Below are 16,197 nucleotides of genomic sequence, written 5' to 3'. Positions count from 1 at the left end.
GTTCAGCGCATGAAAGCAATCGAAAAAGCACTGCTGATCAAAGAACTACATCAATTGATTGATGGTTTGGAACATCAACCTCTGTCTTTTTTTGAAATTGCGCGCTCGAAAAAACGCATCCGTGAAATTTTTGCACTCTGTGATGAATCCATTTTTCAAAAACAACTCGAAGCCTATAAAGCGCTGACTCAGCCTCAAGCTGCGGCTGAACGCTGGATACAACAAAGTCCCTACCAGCATGTCTATATTGGACTGTTTCATTATGAATCTGCTTTAACCGATACCTTAAAACAGCAGGCAGCTTTCGCATGGGGGGTTTTATATAAATCAGGTTTGGGTTGGCAAATTGCTTTTCAAAGCACTCCGGCTACACTGTATAGCAGCCCATGGCACATAAAGTTTGAACACGCCTACCAATGGTTTTTGAGCCATGTACAAAGCGCTCAACAACTCAACAACACACATTTTCTTACGACACCAGAAATATCCGAAGAAGTTGCAGAAGTTGCAGAAGTTGCAGAAGTTGCAGAAGTTGCAGAAGTTGCAGAAGTTGCAGAAGTTGCACGAGACCAGTTTATCCTGCCCGTTACAACCACATTCGAGGAAAAAACTAGCCTAGGGCAGGTACAGGACAATGTGGTTACTGACGCTTTTGTTTTCACGGGTATTGAGCTTTTAAGCATTGCTACAGATGATACATCGGCTGAGCTGCCCCAAGATTCTGAGTCGTTGCTCTCCGAAGTCAGCCCAGATTCTGGTCTGGTTTTATCTGAGTCTGAAGCAGAGCTTCACTTCAATACGGAAATACAACCTCCATTCGACAGCACCCCAAATGCAACTCAAATTGAAGGAACCGAACTCAGGTCTTTTAAACAAAACACTGTAGAAGATGTCGTCCCAATCAATCCTATTAAACTAAGTATCAAACAAGATAAGGAACCTGAAAATCAGTCCGATATCGTACAAACAGCTTTAGAGCTTCAGTCTGAAGTATTACCAGAAAATCATTTGATTCTCAGCAATCCGCCTCTTTTAAGTGATCAGCTATCTCAGCCTCAGGAAGAATTTATCATTGAGACTGCTGCACCCATTCGATTTGACCTCAAGCCAAGTGCGTCTATTTCAACGCTTGCCATTCAGGATTTTATCCAAAGGCGATCGATCTTGGCTGAACAACCAGATACAGACATTTCATCTGAATTTCAACAGCAAGATCCACTTGAAAGCGAGGTGACAGCACCATGCCCTGTTTTGCAGGATAGCCATACAGAAAATTCAGAAGCATCAGCTACTGCTGCGCAACCCATACTGCCCACACAGATTAATCTGGGGCAATATCAAGCGAAATTGTGCACGCTGCATCAACCAAATTTAGATCCTAAGCTCTATGGCCTCGACATTTCAGGGCACACCAAGATCGGTCAAAATATCGATTTTCTGATCCACAGCGACCAACTCGATCACTGGTTGTACTATCCCATCTATTTGGCAGAACAGACCCAGCAGCACGGAGAGTTTATTAAGTATTTGGCTCTATTCGGTGCTGACAGTCCCACGGAAGCCATTCGCCTGAGCCAACAATTTGCCCAGAGTTGTCAGCATCAAGTCGCAGCCATCCGCGAAATTGTATGGGACCAGCTACAAAGTCATATGCATGATGCATTTTCGATTTTTCAGCTGTATACCCAACAGGCCAAACTGGTATGGCATATTGAAGACTATCATCCATTTATTCTGGCCGATCTACTCAATAGCCGTAAATTCATCCAGTTTGAAGAAAGCTCCGCGGACGCAAATACGCCCATTTTAGTGTTAAAAGAACGACAAAAAATTCGAGTAATTCATGGTCAGAAGCGGGTTGAACTCTCACGTACCGAGATCGCGTATCCGTGCTTGGTCTTAGACCGACAGCACGGCATCAGTTGGCAACTGATTCAAAATACGATTTCTACTTTGCCTGAACCTATCACTGTGTTTCAATTATTTGATTCTATTCAAAAACAACTGGGCAGCGAGTTGTAGAGTTTTGTATTTTCTACTTGTGTTCTTATGTGAAATTTACAACACTAAAACATCGAAGAACAATAAAGTACGAAAGCATGCTAAGAACTCAACATGTGGGATCCATCTCTTTATTTTTCTGCCTAAGTTTAGGTACATACGTCAACGTGGCTTGGGCGGAAAGCAATACCAACAGCACACAACATTTTGTGCCACCTCACGACGTGGCTGAAATTGACAAAATCGCATCGCCCCCCAAAGGTAGTGGACTTTTATATCAAATTCCACTGTGGATTGACTCACTTCCAACCGTTCTACCTGAAGAATCGGACGAGCTGATTGTGCCCACGACTGATCTCACTGAAGAACGCACATGGGTCGACCGCCAGCAAAAAGAAGTTCGAAACTGGGCAGACCGAACAGCCGCCAAAATGGACAATTGGTTTGGTGAAACTGATCCTAAAAAACCGGCCACAGCCACCTTACGGGTCTTGGTCGATAACCGTTGGAATAAACATGATGAATATGATGTAAAACCGCGTATTCGGGGTCGAGTCAAACTTCCAACCTTAGAACATAAACTCAGTGTCGTGTTTGGGGATGATTCTTTAGATAACGAACTACAAAACAATGTCGCGATTACCAATGAAAATCCACCCAGTGCGAATAACGATAAAACATTTGACCGCCGCCAAACCCGTGATGCCAATAGCTCACTGGCTTTAAGATGGTCGCAACTGTCAGATCGTCTGCCTTTTGAAACCGATTTCGACCTAGGGGTACGTTCAGGGGATGATATTTATGCGCGGATCGAGTTATCGAAAGAATGGAAACTCGACAATGATTTTCGTGCGTATGCTGAACAGATTTATCGTTATGGTATCGACAGTGAAAATTATTTACGTACCAATCTAGAGCTGACCCATGCACGCCCCAATCAAGCCTTTTTATCCAATCAGTTCAGTCTGACCTATGCAGACGATCAAGATGATGATCTGCTCTGGGATAACTATAGCTTTAGACAACACCAATTCTTTCATGGCAATCGTTTTAACTACGGCATTTACACTGGCGGTTTCTACAACAACGACGACCTGCGTTTGAACCGTTGGGGGCCTTTTGTCTCATGGCGTCAACCGTTCTTAAGGGAATGGTTTTATATCCAAGGCGATTTAAATTATTTTAACGATCACCGTGAAGACCGCAGCCACTACGTCAGTGCCTTGGTGCGTTTTGAAGCTTTATTTTAAGGCCATGGTGAATCTTTAAGCTGAACTGTGGATAAGTTCTCACTTATCCACGGATATCCATATTAAGTTCTTTTCCACCGATTTAATCGATGCGTTCAACAGATATTAAGGTGCTTGATCCAACTCATTGACATAAAAAAAGCCTATCTTAGCGATAGGCTTTTTTTAAACATTTAATAGCTTATTGAAGCAATAAGCTGTTAATCCGTTTGATATATTCGGCAGGATCATCAGGTAAGCCACCTTCAGCAATCACCGCTTGGTCAAAAATTACATTGGCCAAGTCATCAAACTGTGCCGAATTTTCTAATTTTCTTACCAATGGATGCTCTGGGTTAATTTCCAAAATTGGCTTGCTTTCAGGTACGGCCTGACCCGCTTGTTGCAGCATACGAATCAGTTGTGGAGAAAGTTCTCCCTCACCTGTCACCAAGCATGCAGGTGAATCGACCAAACGTGTGGTCACACGTACTTCTTTGGTCTTGGCTTTCAATGAATCAGACAATTTTTCAACCACAGGTTTAAACTGCTCTGCGGCTGCCTCAAGTGCTTTCTTCTCTTCGGCATCTTGTAAATCACCTAAGTCGACTGCACCTTTCGCCACGTTCTGCATTGGTGTGCCATCAAACTCATGCACAAATTCCATTGCCCATTCATCGACACGGTCTGCCATGAGTAAGACTTCAATGCCTTTTTTCTTAAACAGCTCAAGTTGTGGCGAGTTCTTCGCAGCATTGAGACTGTCTGCAGTCACATAGTAAATCGCTTTTTGCCCCTCAGGCATACGCGCTTTATAGTCCTGCAAAGAAGTGCTCACCGCATCATTGTTTGAAGTTGAGAAGCGTAAAAGTTTTAAAATACGCTCACGGTTACCCAAGTCTTCGCCCAAACCTTCTTTCAACACTGAACCAAATTCACGGTAGAAGGTTTTGAACTTCTCTTGATCTTTTTCATCTTCCGATTTGGCTAAACCATCCAACATGGTCAATACACGGCGTGCATTCCCTTCACGAATAGTTTTCACATCACGGCTTTCTTGTAACAACTCACGACTGACATTCAGTGGTAAATCAGCACTATCGACCACCCCTTGGACAAAGCGTAAATAGTTTGGAATCAAATTATCCGCATCATCCATAATGAAGACACGTTTTACATAGAGCTTAATCCCCGCTTTGGCTTCACGGGTAAAGATATTCGCCGCAGCTTTGCTCGGTACATACAACAGCTGTGTATATTCGGTACTGCCTTCGACGCGGTTATGCGCCCATGCCAGTGGTGCTTCAAAGTCATGGCTGAGATTCTTATAAAACTCGACGTACTGCTCTTCAGTCACTTCATTTTTATTACGTGTCCACAGAGCGCTGGCTGAGTTGATCGCTTCCCATTCATCTGTTTTTACATACTGACCCGGTTTTGGCTCTTCACCTTCGACCGCTTCTTCTTGCTGCCAAACCTCTTTTTGCATCTCAATCGGCAGGCTAATGTGATCTGAGTATTTATTGATAATTTGCTTCACTTTATGCGACTGTAAATAGTCCAACGCATCTTCACGCAAATGTAAAATAATATCGGTCCCGCGGCTGTCTTTGTGGATCTGCTCGACTTCGAACTCACCCGTGCCCGCACTGACCCAACGTACCGCCTGATCAGCATCCACACCTGCACGGCGTGATTCTACGGTAATTTTGTCAGCCACAATAAAGCCTGAGTAGAAACCGACACCAAACTGACCAATCAGTTGTGCATCTGATTTTTGGTCACCTGTAAGCTTAGACATAAAGTCCTTGGTTCCAGACTTAGCAATCGTACCTAAGTGGTCAATCGCTTCTTGTTCAGTTAAACCAATCCCATTATCTGAAATGGTCAGTGTTTGATTGGCTTCATCAAAGCTGACGCGCACATGTAGGTCTGGGTCATTTTCATAATATTCAGGATGATTAATGCCTTCAAAACGCAATTTATCGCAGGCATCGGACGCATTTGAGATCAATTCACGTAGGAAAATGTCAGGATTCGAATACAGTGAGTGCGTCACTAAATGTAATAGCTGAGCCACTTCAGCTTGGAAACTATGTTTATGTGCGTTTTGCTCGCTCATCAATCGCTCCTTAATGTATTAAGTCTTATAGAGAATGCTTAATGAATTGGAGTGAGCGCTACGTTTTTCAATAGCAATCGCAAGTTTTTTTGCTTTTTTTTAAAATGGGCCCTGACGGTAAATACGATCTAGATGTAGTTCTAACTGCTGCTGGCGCATTTTATACACATCCATGAGACAACTTTGTGAAGCACCACAGCGGTCACGGAGACTCAACCATTTCACTTGCTCATCTTGAATCATGCCACGCGTCCCCATCGGAACAAGGCGTTTTAAAATGCTATAAGTGGTGGTCATTTTCACATCGGCGTCATTGATTTTCAGGTGCTCACAGATCGTGTGCTCCGTCGTCGTTTTCGCTTTATCACAATTAAAACTGGCCGCTTGAGCATGCATGCTCCACGCCAAACTACAGACTAAACCGATCCCGAGCATAGATTTCATTTTTATAACTCTCTTATTCTGTTTCTATCCATTCTATAGATGATTTTCTTTAAATACTGAATCATCGTGATTTATTTCAGCATTGACCACTATTCAACTTTAGTCTTTGCATAAAAAAACCCCATCATTGATGAGGTTCTTAAAAAGCTACTTTTGATTATTAAAATTTGTAGCTATAACCGAGGGTATAAATCACTGGATCGATATCTAATTTAAAGTTTTCAACCACAGTTTCAACTTTTGGGTTTAAGTCCGCATAACGAACATCGACAAACACACCCCAGTTTTTCGCATCAGCAGGTTGGTAATTAAAACCAAGTTGTGCAGCGTAGCCGTAGTCGTCTTTGACTTTAGCTTTAGTTCCTGCAAGTACACCTGAAGTTTCTTCATCCCAAGCAATAAATGCTGTTGCACCGACACCAATATAAGGCGTGAAACCTGTTGAATTTTTAAAGTTATATTTTGCAGTTAATGTTGGCGGTAAATGTTTAATTTTTACTGCTTCTGCACCATTAATGAGTATATCGTGGCTAATTGGCGTTGCTAGCAGTAACTCTGCAGAAATATTGTCATTAAAGAAATATTCAACCGATGGCGTAAACGCAAGTTCGCTATCTGCTTCAACCGTTAATGTACCATTCGCAATTTTCGTGTCCTGCGTTGGTGCAACTGCAGATCCACCGACTTTGACTTGCCATTGACCTGCCATTGCAGCAGATGCAGAAAGACCCATTAATGTAATTAGAGCAATTTGCTTCAACATTTCAAACAACCTCTGTTTGTAAAATAATTAATATAAAAATTAACATTAACTCATCATAAACAAGAGTGTAATTAATATGCAATTATAATAATAATGTATTTTAAATGCTATTTTTAAGTAACTGTTTTAAATTAATTTAAATATTAAATATACCATTTTAGTTGGTTTAAATTAATAACGAAAAATCAAAATAAATATATTTTAATTCCAACCTTCTTAATCCGAATTAACATTATAAACCCGATTATTTTAATCTGAATAAATAATAAAAAAGGCGATTTTAAATCGCCTTTTTATAATAATTGGAGGGTAAATTACAACACCATGGCCGCAATCCAACCGAAAATCATGAGTGGAATATTAAAGTGAATAAAGGTCGGGATCACACTGTCTTTCATGTGATCATGCTGACCATCCATATTCAAACCCGAAGTCGGTCCCAAAGTGGAGTCAGAAGCTGGAGAACCCGCATCACCGAGTGCCGCAGCCGTACCAATAATCGCAATGGTTGCCGCTGGACTGAAACCAAACTGGATACACAAAGGCACATAAATAATTGCTAAAATTGGAATGGTAGAGAACGAAGAACCAATTCCTAAAGTAATCAGTAAGCCAATCAATAGCATCCAAAATGCAGCGAGTCCTTGGCTAGAACCAATCCATCGCACTGATGCTTCTACCAATGCTGGCACTTGATTGGTCGCAGAAATAACAGATGCAAAACCTTGTGCTGCAATCATAATGAAACCAACTAATGCCATCATTCGCATACCGCTAATAATCACATCATCTGCTTCTTTCCATTTAAAAATGCCTGCACAGCTCAAAATAGCAACACCAACCAAACCAGCTAAAATCATGGAGTCTGATGCAATTTGCACCCAAAGCGTAGCAACTACCGCAATGAGAGCCATAGATAACGTAAACTTTGAAATTTCGGGCTTAGACTTCTCACCCGTGATATCAAGTTCAGAAGAAATACTTTGCTGCACTGGTTCCACATGCACTTCTTCGTATACACGTTTCTTACGGTAACTAAAGAATACAGCAACCAATAAACCGACAAACATACCCGAAACAGGAATAGCCATTGCTGAAGGGATATCGGCATAATTGATTTTAAAACCGTAGGGTTGCCCAAAAGTATTAATATTTTGACCTAAGATGTCATTCAGGAAAATCGTACCAAATCCAAATGGCACCAGCATATAAGTGGCAACCAAGCCAAAGGTTAGAACGCAAGCAATTAGTCGACGATCTAACTGGAGATGGTTAAACACACTTAATAAAGGAGGAATCAGGACTGGAATAAACGCAATATGCACAGGAATGACGTTTTGTGAACAAATGGCTGCTAACGCGACGGTTATAAAAATCAGATATTTAACCCGATTTTGCGCTTTTTCATTGCTCGAACCTTTCAATGTTTTAATAAGCTTATAAGCCAACAAGTCAGGTAAACCTGAGCGTGCCAAAGCCAAAGCAAATGCACCTAAGACCCCGTAAGCCAACGCAATTTTTGCGCCGCCCCCAAGCCCATTGTTAAATGCTTCGAGGGTACCATGTAACCCTAAACCAGCCAATAAACCACCTGTGACAGCACCAATAATTAATGCAAATACTACAGGTACACGAGCTAATGAAAGTCCAAACATGACCCCAATAGCGGCAAGAATTGCGAACATAGTGAAAAGAGTGACTTGGAAGAAAGGCGCATTTTATCAGAAAATAACCAAAAAATTCTGCCCTTACAGGTCGCTAGCGCCTTTCTCTTTCACAGATCATTTCAGCTGGCTTCAACACAACGCCAGTTTTGAACAAACCTTTTGATTTCTTTAGCAATTACCTCAGGCTGGCTCAAGATTGCCCAGTGGTTGGCATTTACATTCATCCGTTGAAAATCCTCGACCCACTTCGGCATTTCATCGATTAACGCTGGACTCACAAACTGATCTTGCTCCAACACAATCGCTAGTACGGGACAAATTGCAAAGCGTTCCCGAGGTTTCGTCAGGCGTGGGATAAAGTTCGCGCGGTAGAGCGCAACCCCGTGCTTACCATCGGCAGCAATGTGATGATTCAGCGGTAAGTCTGAGCGTCCTTCTAAACGCGATAAAACTTTGCCCCAATGCTCAGGACTAAAAAACTGCCATACGGTTGGTGCTAAAAAAGGCACCTGAAAGGCCGCAATATACCAAGACTTCGTTAACTGCTTAAAAAATTGAGGCTTGTGTTGTCTGAACTGTTCTCGCATCCAAAATGCGGCATGGTCTAAACATGGGCCTGAAATGGTGGTAAATGACAGCATACGCTCTCTAAATTTTGGCTCAGTCGCGGACTCCCATGACTGAATCGACCCCCAGTCATGCGCAACCAGATGAAAGCTACGCTGTGGGATCACACTATTCACCACACTTTCCAAATCTAGCGATAGCTGAGGCAAGGCATAGGCCCATGTACGACGCGGCACACTCGACATCCCTGCACCGCGAACGTCATAGGTCACAATATAATAATCTTGCACCAGATGCCCAATCACAGGCTCCCAGACCTCTTGATTATCTGGATAGCCATGCACCAAGACCAGTGCAGGATTGTTCGCATTGCCCCATGTTTTCACATAAAGTCTTTGTTGGTCTGTGGTTTGTACCCAGTAACTTTGCTGCTCCATATTCAGCTCCTTATTGTTATTGACTGTTTTTTATACTTTGCTGGCAAAACGATCAATGCCAATTGATTTGATCTTCTCTAGTATGGATAGAAGTTCATCAGATACCATTGACCGAAATGAGCATTTTAAAAAAACTTGTGACACAGCCGATTGTCGCGAAATACTTTCTCAATCATTTTGCCCCCTTTAAAGGTGCAGGGATTCAAATTGAAAAGTTTGACCTTAAACACTACCATATTCGTGTCAAAATGCCCCTCACTCGACAAAATCGAAATATTATCGGCGTACATTTTGGCGGGAGTTTATATGCAATGGTCGACCCTTTTTATATGACCCTGCTGATGCACCACTTAGGCAATAAATATATTGTTTGGGACAAAGCCGCCTCTATCCAATTTCTCAGCCCAGGTCGCAGTACAGTCTATGCAGACTTTCATCTTGATGCCCAAGAAATCGCGACCGTGAAACAACTGGCCGACAACTATGCCCCCGTACATCGTATTTATACCTTAAATATTTATGATGAAGCTGGCATTCGAATTGCAGAAGTGGAAAAGACTTTATATATCCGTCGTAAAAAACCTAAACCGGCACAGCTATAAAAAAAGCACTTCCATGAAGTGCTTTTTTTGGAAATTTGAACTTAAGACATTATTTACGTTCTTCAATTGCTGCGCCTGCGCCACCGCCGATGGCACCACCAATGGCAGCGCCGGTATTACCACCAAACACGCTTTTACCCACTGCTGAACCAATCGCACCGCCAACACCACTGTAGGTTGCATTACGGTTTGATCCACCTTGGGCTTTACTGCCCACAGCCGCACCAGCACCACCACCAACGGCTGCACCTACACCGCCACCGAGGCTATTCCCCGCAGCACCACCTACTGCACCGCCTAAAGCCGCTGTCCCAATACGTTGCTCAGAAGCGCTCATATTTTCACAACCTGCCAACAGCATCGTCGAAAGAGATGCCACTGCAATAATGCTCATATATTTTTTCATGAGATTTGTCCTTATTGGCTATTTCTTACAGCATAAAAGATCAGTATGAACTTAAAACCCGTGAAATGTTACGGTTACAGCTGCTATTGCTGAAAATTTGTAAGCAAGAAGCCCTCCTGAGAGGGCCTCATACCGCATTCAATTCAAGCTTATTCAGGCTCTTTCACCACAACCACATCTTTGGTGGTGGTGCCATTTTCTTGGAGCACCGCACGCGTCACACTTTCTTGACTGTTCGGGTCTTTCACTTGATCCAGTTTCAGCTCCTTACGTACAGGTTCCTGCCCTTTCTTAAACTCAATCCCTTGTGCGTCAACTTGCTTACCTTCTGCAAGGACAACACCACCTTGACTCAAGGTCGATTTCACTTCAACTTTGGATGTCGGAACAATCACGCTACCTTTTTGCACAATCGGTGCAGACATTTTTTTATCTGAAAATTGGCTGGCATTTTCTTCGAGAACCACTTCACGCGCCACAATATCTTTACCGCCATTTTTCACTTCAAAAATAGTCGCTTCGGTCGTCCGCACAGGGTCTTGACCCGCGACACTGCGAATAATCTGTGTTTTGACAATCGGTACAACCGCCTTATCCTCCACGGTGATGGTATTCGGCATCGGCGCTGCCATCGTTTGGCTCACAAATGCGAAGATGCTTAAGCCCAATAGTTTTGATGTCAATTTCATGTGGAACCACCTCTATTTTTTAATCGTTAATGAAGTAAGGAGATTTGTGTACTTATATTTTTAATATAGGAAAAATGTGAAATTTATAAAAGCTTAAATCCACTTCTGTAACAAAAGGACAAAAAAAGCCCCCCGAAGGTGGCTGAATCAACGAAATGGTTTTTGTGAAATTTTGACTTTAACTGCATCTTTACCTGTTATAAAGTGCTCTAATCAATGATTCATAGCCGATTTAAACGCATTTCATTTTTCTACATTGGATTTATATAAACTTTCTTTATCATTAACTCCAAAAGCTTAGATTTTAATCCGCGCAGTGATTTTACTGGCCATATCTTAATTTTTCTCTCATAAAATCATATGCCCCATAACCTGATATGAAGATTGCTAACTGACTAAATATCAATAAAAAACTAAAAAATAACTCACCGAAAATAATGCCCAGTTTATATTGATATAAATTCTGAAACAGGTAACCATTCCGACCTAATCCCACAGTCATATCGTGTTTAGAAAAATGCCATTGCATCATCGAAAAGCTAAAATAAATCAGCCCAATGAACAATATTCCTATAATTAAGCCATCCCAAAACTTAAATTGCGCAATGCGGGGAATATTTTCACGCTCTTCTTGCCAAATCATCCAGAATAAAACCACTGCCCAGATTGTACTAAATACAGAAAAATAGGCAGTAAGCGCTACGGTATAAAAGGGAAATGGCCCAGAAATGCCCGTCTTAATATTTAGTTCTTGTGTGATGAAGTGCCATACCGCATGTTGCCAGTGCATTTCAGGCTGTGGAGCCAAAAACATCATAAGCAAAGCTGGAAGGAACATAACTGTCAGTAAAACAATTGAGATCTGTCTAATTTGAAACGCCATTTCTAATATGTATAGACTTAATTATCATCAGTATATAAAAAAGCCACCCGAAGGTGGCTTTTTATTCATTTAAAGGGCTAATTACAGACCGTTAAACTCATCGCTAAATGCTTGGCTTAATGCTTGATCCACATCAGAGAAATCATTTACAAGCTCGTGCTCTGCAGCTTCAGCTTCTTGACGACGACGCTCTAAGTGATACGCAAGACCAGTACCTGCAGGAATCAAACGACCTACAACCACGTTCTCTTTCAAGCCACGTAAATCATCTTCTTTACCTGTTACAGCCGCTTCAGTTAACACACGAGTGGTTTCCTGGAACGATGCAGCAGAGATGAACGAGTCAGTAGAAAGCGACGCTTTGGTAATACCCATCAATTGACGTTCAAACTTCGCAGGGAACTTGTTTTGCGCAAGAACAGCTTGGTTCTCTTGCATCACGCGGATGTAATCCACTTGTTCGCCTTTGATGAAGCTTGTATCACCGCCATCAGTGATATCAACTTTACGCAACATTTGACGTACGATCACTTCAATGTGCTTGTCGTTGATTTTTACACCTTGCAGACGGTATACGTCTTGAACTTCGTTCACGATGTAGTTGGTCAGCGCAACTTCGCCTTTCAAGCGTAAGATGTCATGTGGGTTCTGTGGACCGTCAGAAACAGTTTCACCACGGTTCACATGTTCGCCTTCGAACACGTTCATGGTACGCCATTTTGGAATCAATTCTTCGTAAATCTCAGAACCATCATCTGGAGTAATCACTAAACGGTTCTTACCTTTAGTCTCTTTACCAAAGCTTACAACACCTGAAATTTCAGCAAGAATCGCATGCTCTTTCGGTTTACGTGCTTCGAACAAGTCAGCTACACGCGGTAGACCACCGGTAATGTCACGCGTACGTGAAGTTTCTTGTGGTACACGACCAATAACGTCACCCACACCAATTGTTTCGCCATCACGGACAGAAAGAATCGTGTTTTGTGGTAGGAAGTAGAACTGCTCACCACCATCAGTCGTATCAAGAACAACCGCAGGACGTAAATCTTTACCAGACGCAGGACGTGCAGTCACAGGTAAGATTTCAATCGTCGTCATACCCGTTGCATCATCAGTTTTAGAGGTAACAGTTACGCCATCAGCGATTTGGCTGAAACGTACTTTACCTGCAACTTCTGTTACAAGTGGGTGGGTGTGCGGATCCCAAGTCGCCACAATACCGCCAGCTTCTACAGCTTCGCCATCTTTCAACAAGATAGACGCACCGTATGGCAGTTTATAACGCTCACGCTCACGACCTAAATCATCCGCAATACCGATTTCGCCTGAACGAGAAGTCGATACCAAGTGTCCTTTGGCATGTTGTACTGTTTTCACATTGTGGAAACGTACAGTACCTTTGTTACGTACTTGTACGCTGTTTGCAGCAGACGTTCGGCTTGCAGCACCACCTACGTGGAAGGTACGCATTGTTAACTGTGTACCCGGCTCACCAATCGATTGTGCAGCCATAACACCCACAGACTCACCAGGGTTCACCTGATGACCACGTGCAAGGTCACGACCATAACATTTCGCACATACGCCGAATGTAGATTCACACGCAACCACTGAACGTACTTTAACTTCATCGACACCTTGCTCTTCTAGGAAGTTTGCAAGTTTCTCATCAATCAAAGTGTTACGTGGCAGGATAATGTCATCAGAACCTGCTTTCTTCACATCTTCAGCAACAACACGGCCCAGTACTCGAGTACCTAAGTTCTCGATCACGTCACCGCCTTGAATGAACGGAGTCATTACAAGACCGCCCAAAGTACCACAGTCAGGCTCAGTAATAACCAAGTCTTGCGCTACGTCTACAAGACGACGTGTCAAGTAACCAGAGTTCGCTGTTTTCAGTGCTGTATCGGCCAAACCTTTACGTGCACCGTGTGTTGAAATGAAGTACTGAAGTACTGTCAAACCTTCACGGAAGTTCGCTTTAATTGGAGTTTCAATGATCGAACCATCTGGTTTCGCCATCAAACCACGCATACCCGCTAACTGACGAATCTGAGCTGCCGAACCACGGGCACCTGAGTCAGACATCATATAGATCGAGTTGAATGATTTTTGCTTCTCATCTTCACCCTGTTTGTTTTTCACAGTGGTAAAAGACAAGTTGTCCATCATCGCTTTCGCGACTTGGTCGTTTGTACGTGCCCAAATATCGACAACTTTGTTATAACGTTCGCCCGCAGTTACGAAACCTTGTTCGAACTGTTGCTCAATTTCACGAACTTCAACTTCTGCTTTTTCAATAATTGAGTACTTCGCAGGTGGAATCACCATGTCTTCCATACCTACCGATACGCCTGAACGTGTCGCTTGACGGAAACCTAAGTACATCAATTGGTCAGCAAAGATCACTGTATCTTTAAGACCTAATTTACGGTAGCAAGAGTTAATCAATTTAGAGATGTTTTTCTTGGTCATCTCAACGTTGATTTGTTGGAAATCCATACCTTCTGGCACAACTTCCCAAAGTAAGCAGCGACCAGGTGTTGTATCCACAACAATTGTTTGCTGTTCACGGTTACCATTTTCATCAATCACAGTCTGGTGTACACGTGCTTTTACGCGAGCGTGTAAATTTACCTGACCTGTTGCCAATGCGCGGTTAACTTCGTGAGTATCTGCAAACACCATGCCTTCACCTTTGGCATTGATCGCATCACGAGTGATGTAATACAAGCCTAAGACAACGTCCTGAGACGGTACGATGATTGGCTCACCGTTCGCTGGAGACAAGATGTTGTTGGTCGACATCATTAACGCACGCGCTTCTAACTGCGCTTCAAGTGTTAATGGTACGTGTACCGCCATTTGGTCACCATCGAAGTCGGCGTTAAACGCAGCACAAACGAGTGGGTGAAGACGGATTGCTTTACCTTCAATCAGGATCGGTTCAAATGCTTGCAGACCCAAACGGTGAAGTGTAGGCGCACGGTTCAACATCACTGGGTGTTGACGAATCACGTGAGCAAGAACGTCCCAAACTTCTGGCGTTTCGCGCTCAACCATTTTCTTCGCAGCTTTAATGGTTGTTGCTTGGCCAGATGCTTGTAGTTTCGCGAAAATGAATGGCTTGAATAATTCAAGTGCCATTTTCTTCGGAAGACCACATTGGTGCAAACGTAAAGTAGGACCTACAGTAATTACCGAACGACCTGAATAGTCAACACGCTTACCAAGTAAGTTTTGACGGAAACGACCTTGTTTACCTTTGATCATGTCAGCCAAAGATTTAAGAGGACGCTTGTTCGAACCCGTGATTGCACGACCACGACGACCGTTGTCTAACAATGCATCTACAGACTCTTGTAACATACGTTTTTCATTACGTACGATAATGTCTGGCGCTGCAAGGTCAAGAAGACGCTTCAAACGGTTGTTACGGTTGATCACACGACGGTAAAGGTCGTTCAAATCAGAAGTCGCGAAACGACCACCTTCAAGTGGTACTAACGGACGAAGATCTGGTGGGAGTACTGGAAGTACATTCATCACCATCCATTCTGGCTTGTTGTTTGACTCTTTAAACGCTTCCATCAACTTCAAACGCTTAGACGCTTTTTTAAGCTTAGTCTCAGACGTTGTGTTTGGAATTTCTTCACGTAAACGTGAAATTTCGTTTTCAAGATCGATGTCTTTTAACAAGTCTTGAACAGCTTCTGCACCCATTTTCGCAGTGAATTCATCACCGTGTTCTTCTAAAGCGTTGAAGTATTCTTCATCGTTTAAAAGTTGGTATTTCTCAAATGGAGTCATACCTGGGTCAGTTACTACGTAAGATTCGAAATACAATACACGTTCGATATCACGTAAAGTCATGTCTAATAATAGACCGATACGGCTCGGAAGTGATTTTAAGAACCAAATATGTGCAACTGGAGAAGCCAGCTCGATGTGACCCATACGCTCACGACGAACTTTCGCAGTTGTTACTTCAACGCCACATTTTTCACAAATGACGCCTTTGTATTTCATACGCTTGTATTTACCACACAAGCATTCGTAATCTTTGACTGGACCAAAAATTTTGGCACAGAATAAACCATCACGTTCTGGTTTGAACGTACGATAGTTAATGGTTTCAGGCTTTTTAACTTCACCATGAGACCATGACTTAATCATTTCTGGTGACGCAAGACCAATACGGATGCGATCAAACTCAACTGGAGCATGACCGTCTGAATCCGTCTTTTTGCGCATGATATCGAGCAAGTCTTTCAATTTTTTTCTCCGTGTGTTGTGGAGACTTTCACTACACAACTGGGTCACAAATATTGTTTTTTAACTGAGAAATCTCCCCGTTTCCCTTTCGAGGAAGCCTCTCTTT

12 protein-coding genes are annotated in these 16,197 nt (G+C 42.7%); 3 read left to right on the top strand and 9 right to left on the bottom strand.

What is annotated here, in order from left to right; genetic code table 11:
* Nucleotides 1–9 precede the first annotated feature (9 nt).
* The gene (locus AC4CUX_RS09005; RefSeq protein ID WP_490792346.1) at nt 10–2,022 is read left to right on the top strand and encodes a hypothetical protein; all 2,013 of its coding nucleotides are present in this window, start codon (nt 10–12) and stop codon (nt 2,020–2,022) included.
* A gap of 77 nt (nt 2,023–2,099) precedes the next feature.
* On the top strand, nt 2,100–3,251 hold the full coding sequence (locus AC4CUX_RS09000) for a hypothetical protein (protein ID WP_201953343.1): 1,152 nt from the start codon (nt 2,100–2,102) through the stop codon (nt 3,249–3,251).
* Between the two features lie 181 nt (nt 3,252–3,432).
* Here the strand turns inward: AC4CUX_RS09000 and htpG are convergent, their stop codons facing one another.
* The 5 genes from htpG to AC4CUX_RS08975 all read right to left on the bottom strand — a co-directional run bounded on the left by htpG (nt 3,433) and on the right by AC4CUX_RS08975 (nt 9,230).
* On the bottom strand, nt 3,433–5,352 hold the full coding sequence (gene htpG / locus AC4CUX_RS08995; protein ID WP_201953340.1) for a molecular chaperone HtpG: 1,920 nt from the start codon (nt 5,350–5,352) through the stop codon (nt 3,433–3,435).
* Between the two features lie 99 nt (nt 5,353–5,451).
* A complete protein-coding gene (locus AC4CUX_RS08990) occupies nt 5,452–5,796 on the bottom strand; it encodes a lysozyme inhibitor LprI family protein (RefSeq protein ID WP_490792345.1) in 345 nt (114 codons plus the stop codon).
* A gap of 160 nt (nt 5,797–5,956) precedes the next feature.
* Nucleotides 5,957–6,559, bottom strand: coding sequence for an OmpW/AlkL family protein (locus tag AC4CUX_RS08985; RefSeq protein ID WP_039890321.1), 603 nt, complete (start codon nt 6,557–6,559; stop codon nt 5,957–5,959).
* A 314-nt stretch (nt 6,560–6,873) separates the two neighbouring features.
* Nucleotides 6,874–8,244, bottom strand: a complete 1,371-nt coding sequence (locus AC4CUX_RS08980; protein ID WP_279689935.1) for a Na+/H+ antiporter family protein — start codon at nt 8,242–8,244, stop codon at nt 6,874–6,876.
* A 101-nt stretch (nt 8,245–8,345) separates the two neighbouring features.
* The gene (locus AC4CUX_RS08975; protein ID WP_490792344.1) at nt 8,346–9,230 is read right to left on the bottom strand and encodes an alpha/beta fold hydrolase; all 885 of its coding nucleotides are present in this window, start codon (nt 9,228–9,230) and stop codon (nt 8,346–8,348) included.
* Between the two features lie 116 nt (nt 9,231–9,346).
* Here AC4CUX_RS08975 and AC4CUX_RS08970 point away from each other — a divergent pair, with 116 nt between their 5' ends.
* The gene (locus AC4CUX_RS08970) at nt 9,347–9,832 is read left to right on the top strand and encodes a DUF4442 domain-containing protein (protein ID WP_490792343.1); all 486 of its coding nucleotides are present in this window, start codon (nt 9,347–9,349) and stop codon (nt 9,830–9,832) included.
* A 49-nt stretch (nt 9,833–9,881) separates the two neighbouring features.
* Here the strand turns inward: AC4CUX_RS08970 and AC4CUX_RS08965 are convergent, their stop codons facing one another.
* From AC4CUX_RS08965 to rpoC, 4 genes are all read right to left on the bottom strand, one after another.
* On the bottom strand, nt 9,882–10,238 hold the full coding sequence (locus AC4CUX_RS08965) for a DNA transfer protein p32 (protein WP_058868762.1): 357 nt from the start codon (nt 10,236–10,238) through the stop codon (nt 9,882–9,884).
* A gap of 149 nt (nt 10,239–10,387) precedes the next feature.
* Entirely contained in the window at nt 10,388–10,927 is a 540-nt protein-coding gene (locus AC4CUX_RS08960; RefSeq protein WP_178928091.1) for a hypothetical protein, read from the bottom strand.
* Between the two features lie 322 nt (nt 10,928–11,249).
* Nucleotides 11,250–11,810 (bottom strand): hypothetical protein, encoded by a 561-nt coding sequence (locus AC4CUX_RS08955; protein ID WP_005400976.1) that lies wholly within the window; start codon nt 11,808–11,810, stop codon nt 11,250–11,252.
* An 81-nt stretch (nt 11,811–11,891) separates the two neighbouring features.
* Nucleotides 11,892–16,091, bottom strand: a complete 4,200-nt coding sequence (gene rpoC / locus AC4CUX_RS08950) for a DNA-directed RNA polymerase subunit beta' (protein WP_078390313.1) — start codon at nt 16,089–16,091, stop codon at nt 11,892–11,894.
* Nucleotides 16,092–16,197: the final 106 nt, after the last annotated feature.

The sequence above is a fragment of the Acinetobacter sp. 231_lipA genome (assembly GCF_058243005.1).
The sequence above is the reverse complement of the archived record's forward strand: the minus strand, read 5'-3'. Positions and strand labels throughout refer to the sequence as shown.

What these genes read in the sequence shown, in the direction of transcription:
- AC4CUX_RS09005 (WP_490792346.1), top strand. Translation starts at nt 10, where the DNA reads ATGAAAGCAATCGAAAAAGCACTGCTGATCAAAGAACTACATCAATTG.
- AC4CUX_RS09000 (WP_201953343.1), top strand. Translation starts at nt 2,100, where the DNA reads ATGCTAAGAACTCAACATGTGGGATCCATCTCTTTATTTTTCTGCCTA.
- htpG (WP_201953340.1), bottom strand. Translation starts at nt 5,352, where the DNA reads ATGAGCGAGCAAAACGCACATAAACATAGTTTCCAAGCTGAAGTGGCT.
- AC4CUX_RS08990 (WP_490792345.1), bottom strand. Translation starts at nt 5,796, where the DNA reads ATGAAATCTATGCTCGGGATCGGTTTAGTCTGTAGTTTGGCGTGGAGC.
- AC4CUX_RS08985 (WP_039890321.1), bottom strand. Translation starts at nt 6,559, where the DNA reads ATGTTGAAGCAAATTGCTCTAATTACATTAATGGGTCTTTCTGCATCT.
- AC4CUX_RS08980 (WP_279689935.1), bottom strand. Translation starts at nt 8,244, where the DNA reads ATGTTCGCAATTCTTGCCGCTATTGGGGTCATGTTTGGACTTTCATTA.
- AC4CUX_RS08975 (WP_490792344.1), bottom strand. Translation starts at nt 9,230, where the DNA reads ATGGAGCAGCAAAGTTACTGGGTACAAACCACAGACCAACAAAGACTT.
- AC4CUX_RS08970 (WP_490792343.1), top strand. Translation starts at nt 9,347, where the DNA reads ATGAGCATTTTAAAAAAACTTGTGACACAGCCGATTGTCGCGAAATAC.
- AC4CUX_RS08965 (WP_058868762.1), bottom strand. Translation starts at nt 10,238, where the DNA reads ATGAAAAAATATATGAGCATTATTGCAGTGGCATCTCTTTCGACGATG.
- AC4CUX_RS08960 (WP_178928091.1), bottom strand. Translation starts at nt 10,927, where the DNA reads ATGAAATTGACATCAAAACTATTGGGCTTAAGCATCTTCGCATTTGTG.
- AC4CUX_RS08955 (WP_005400976.1), bottom strand. Translation starts at nt 11,810, where the DNA reads ATGGCGTTTCAAATTAGACAGATCTCAATTGTTTTACTGACAGTTATG.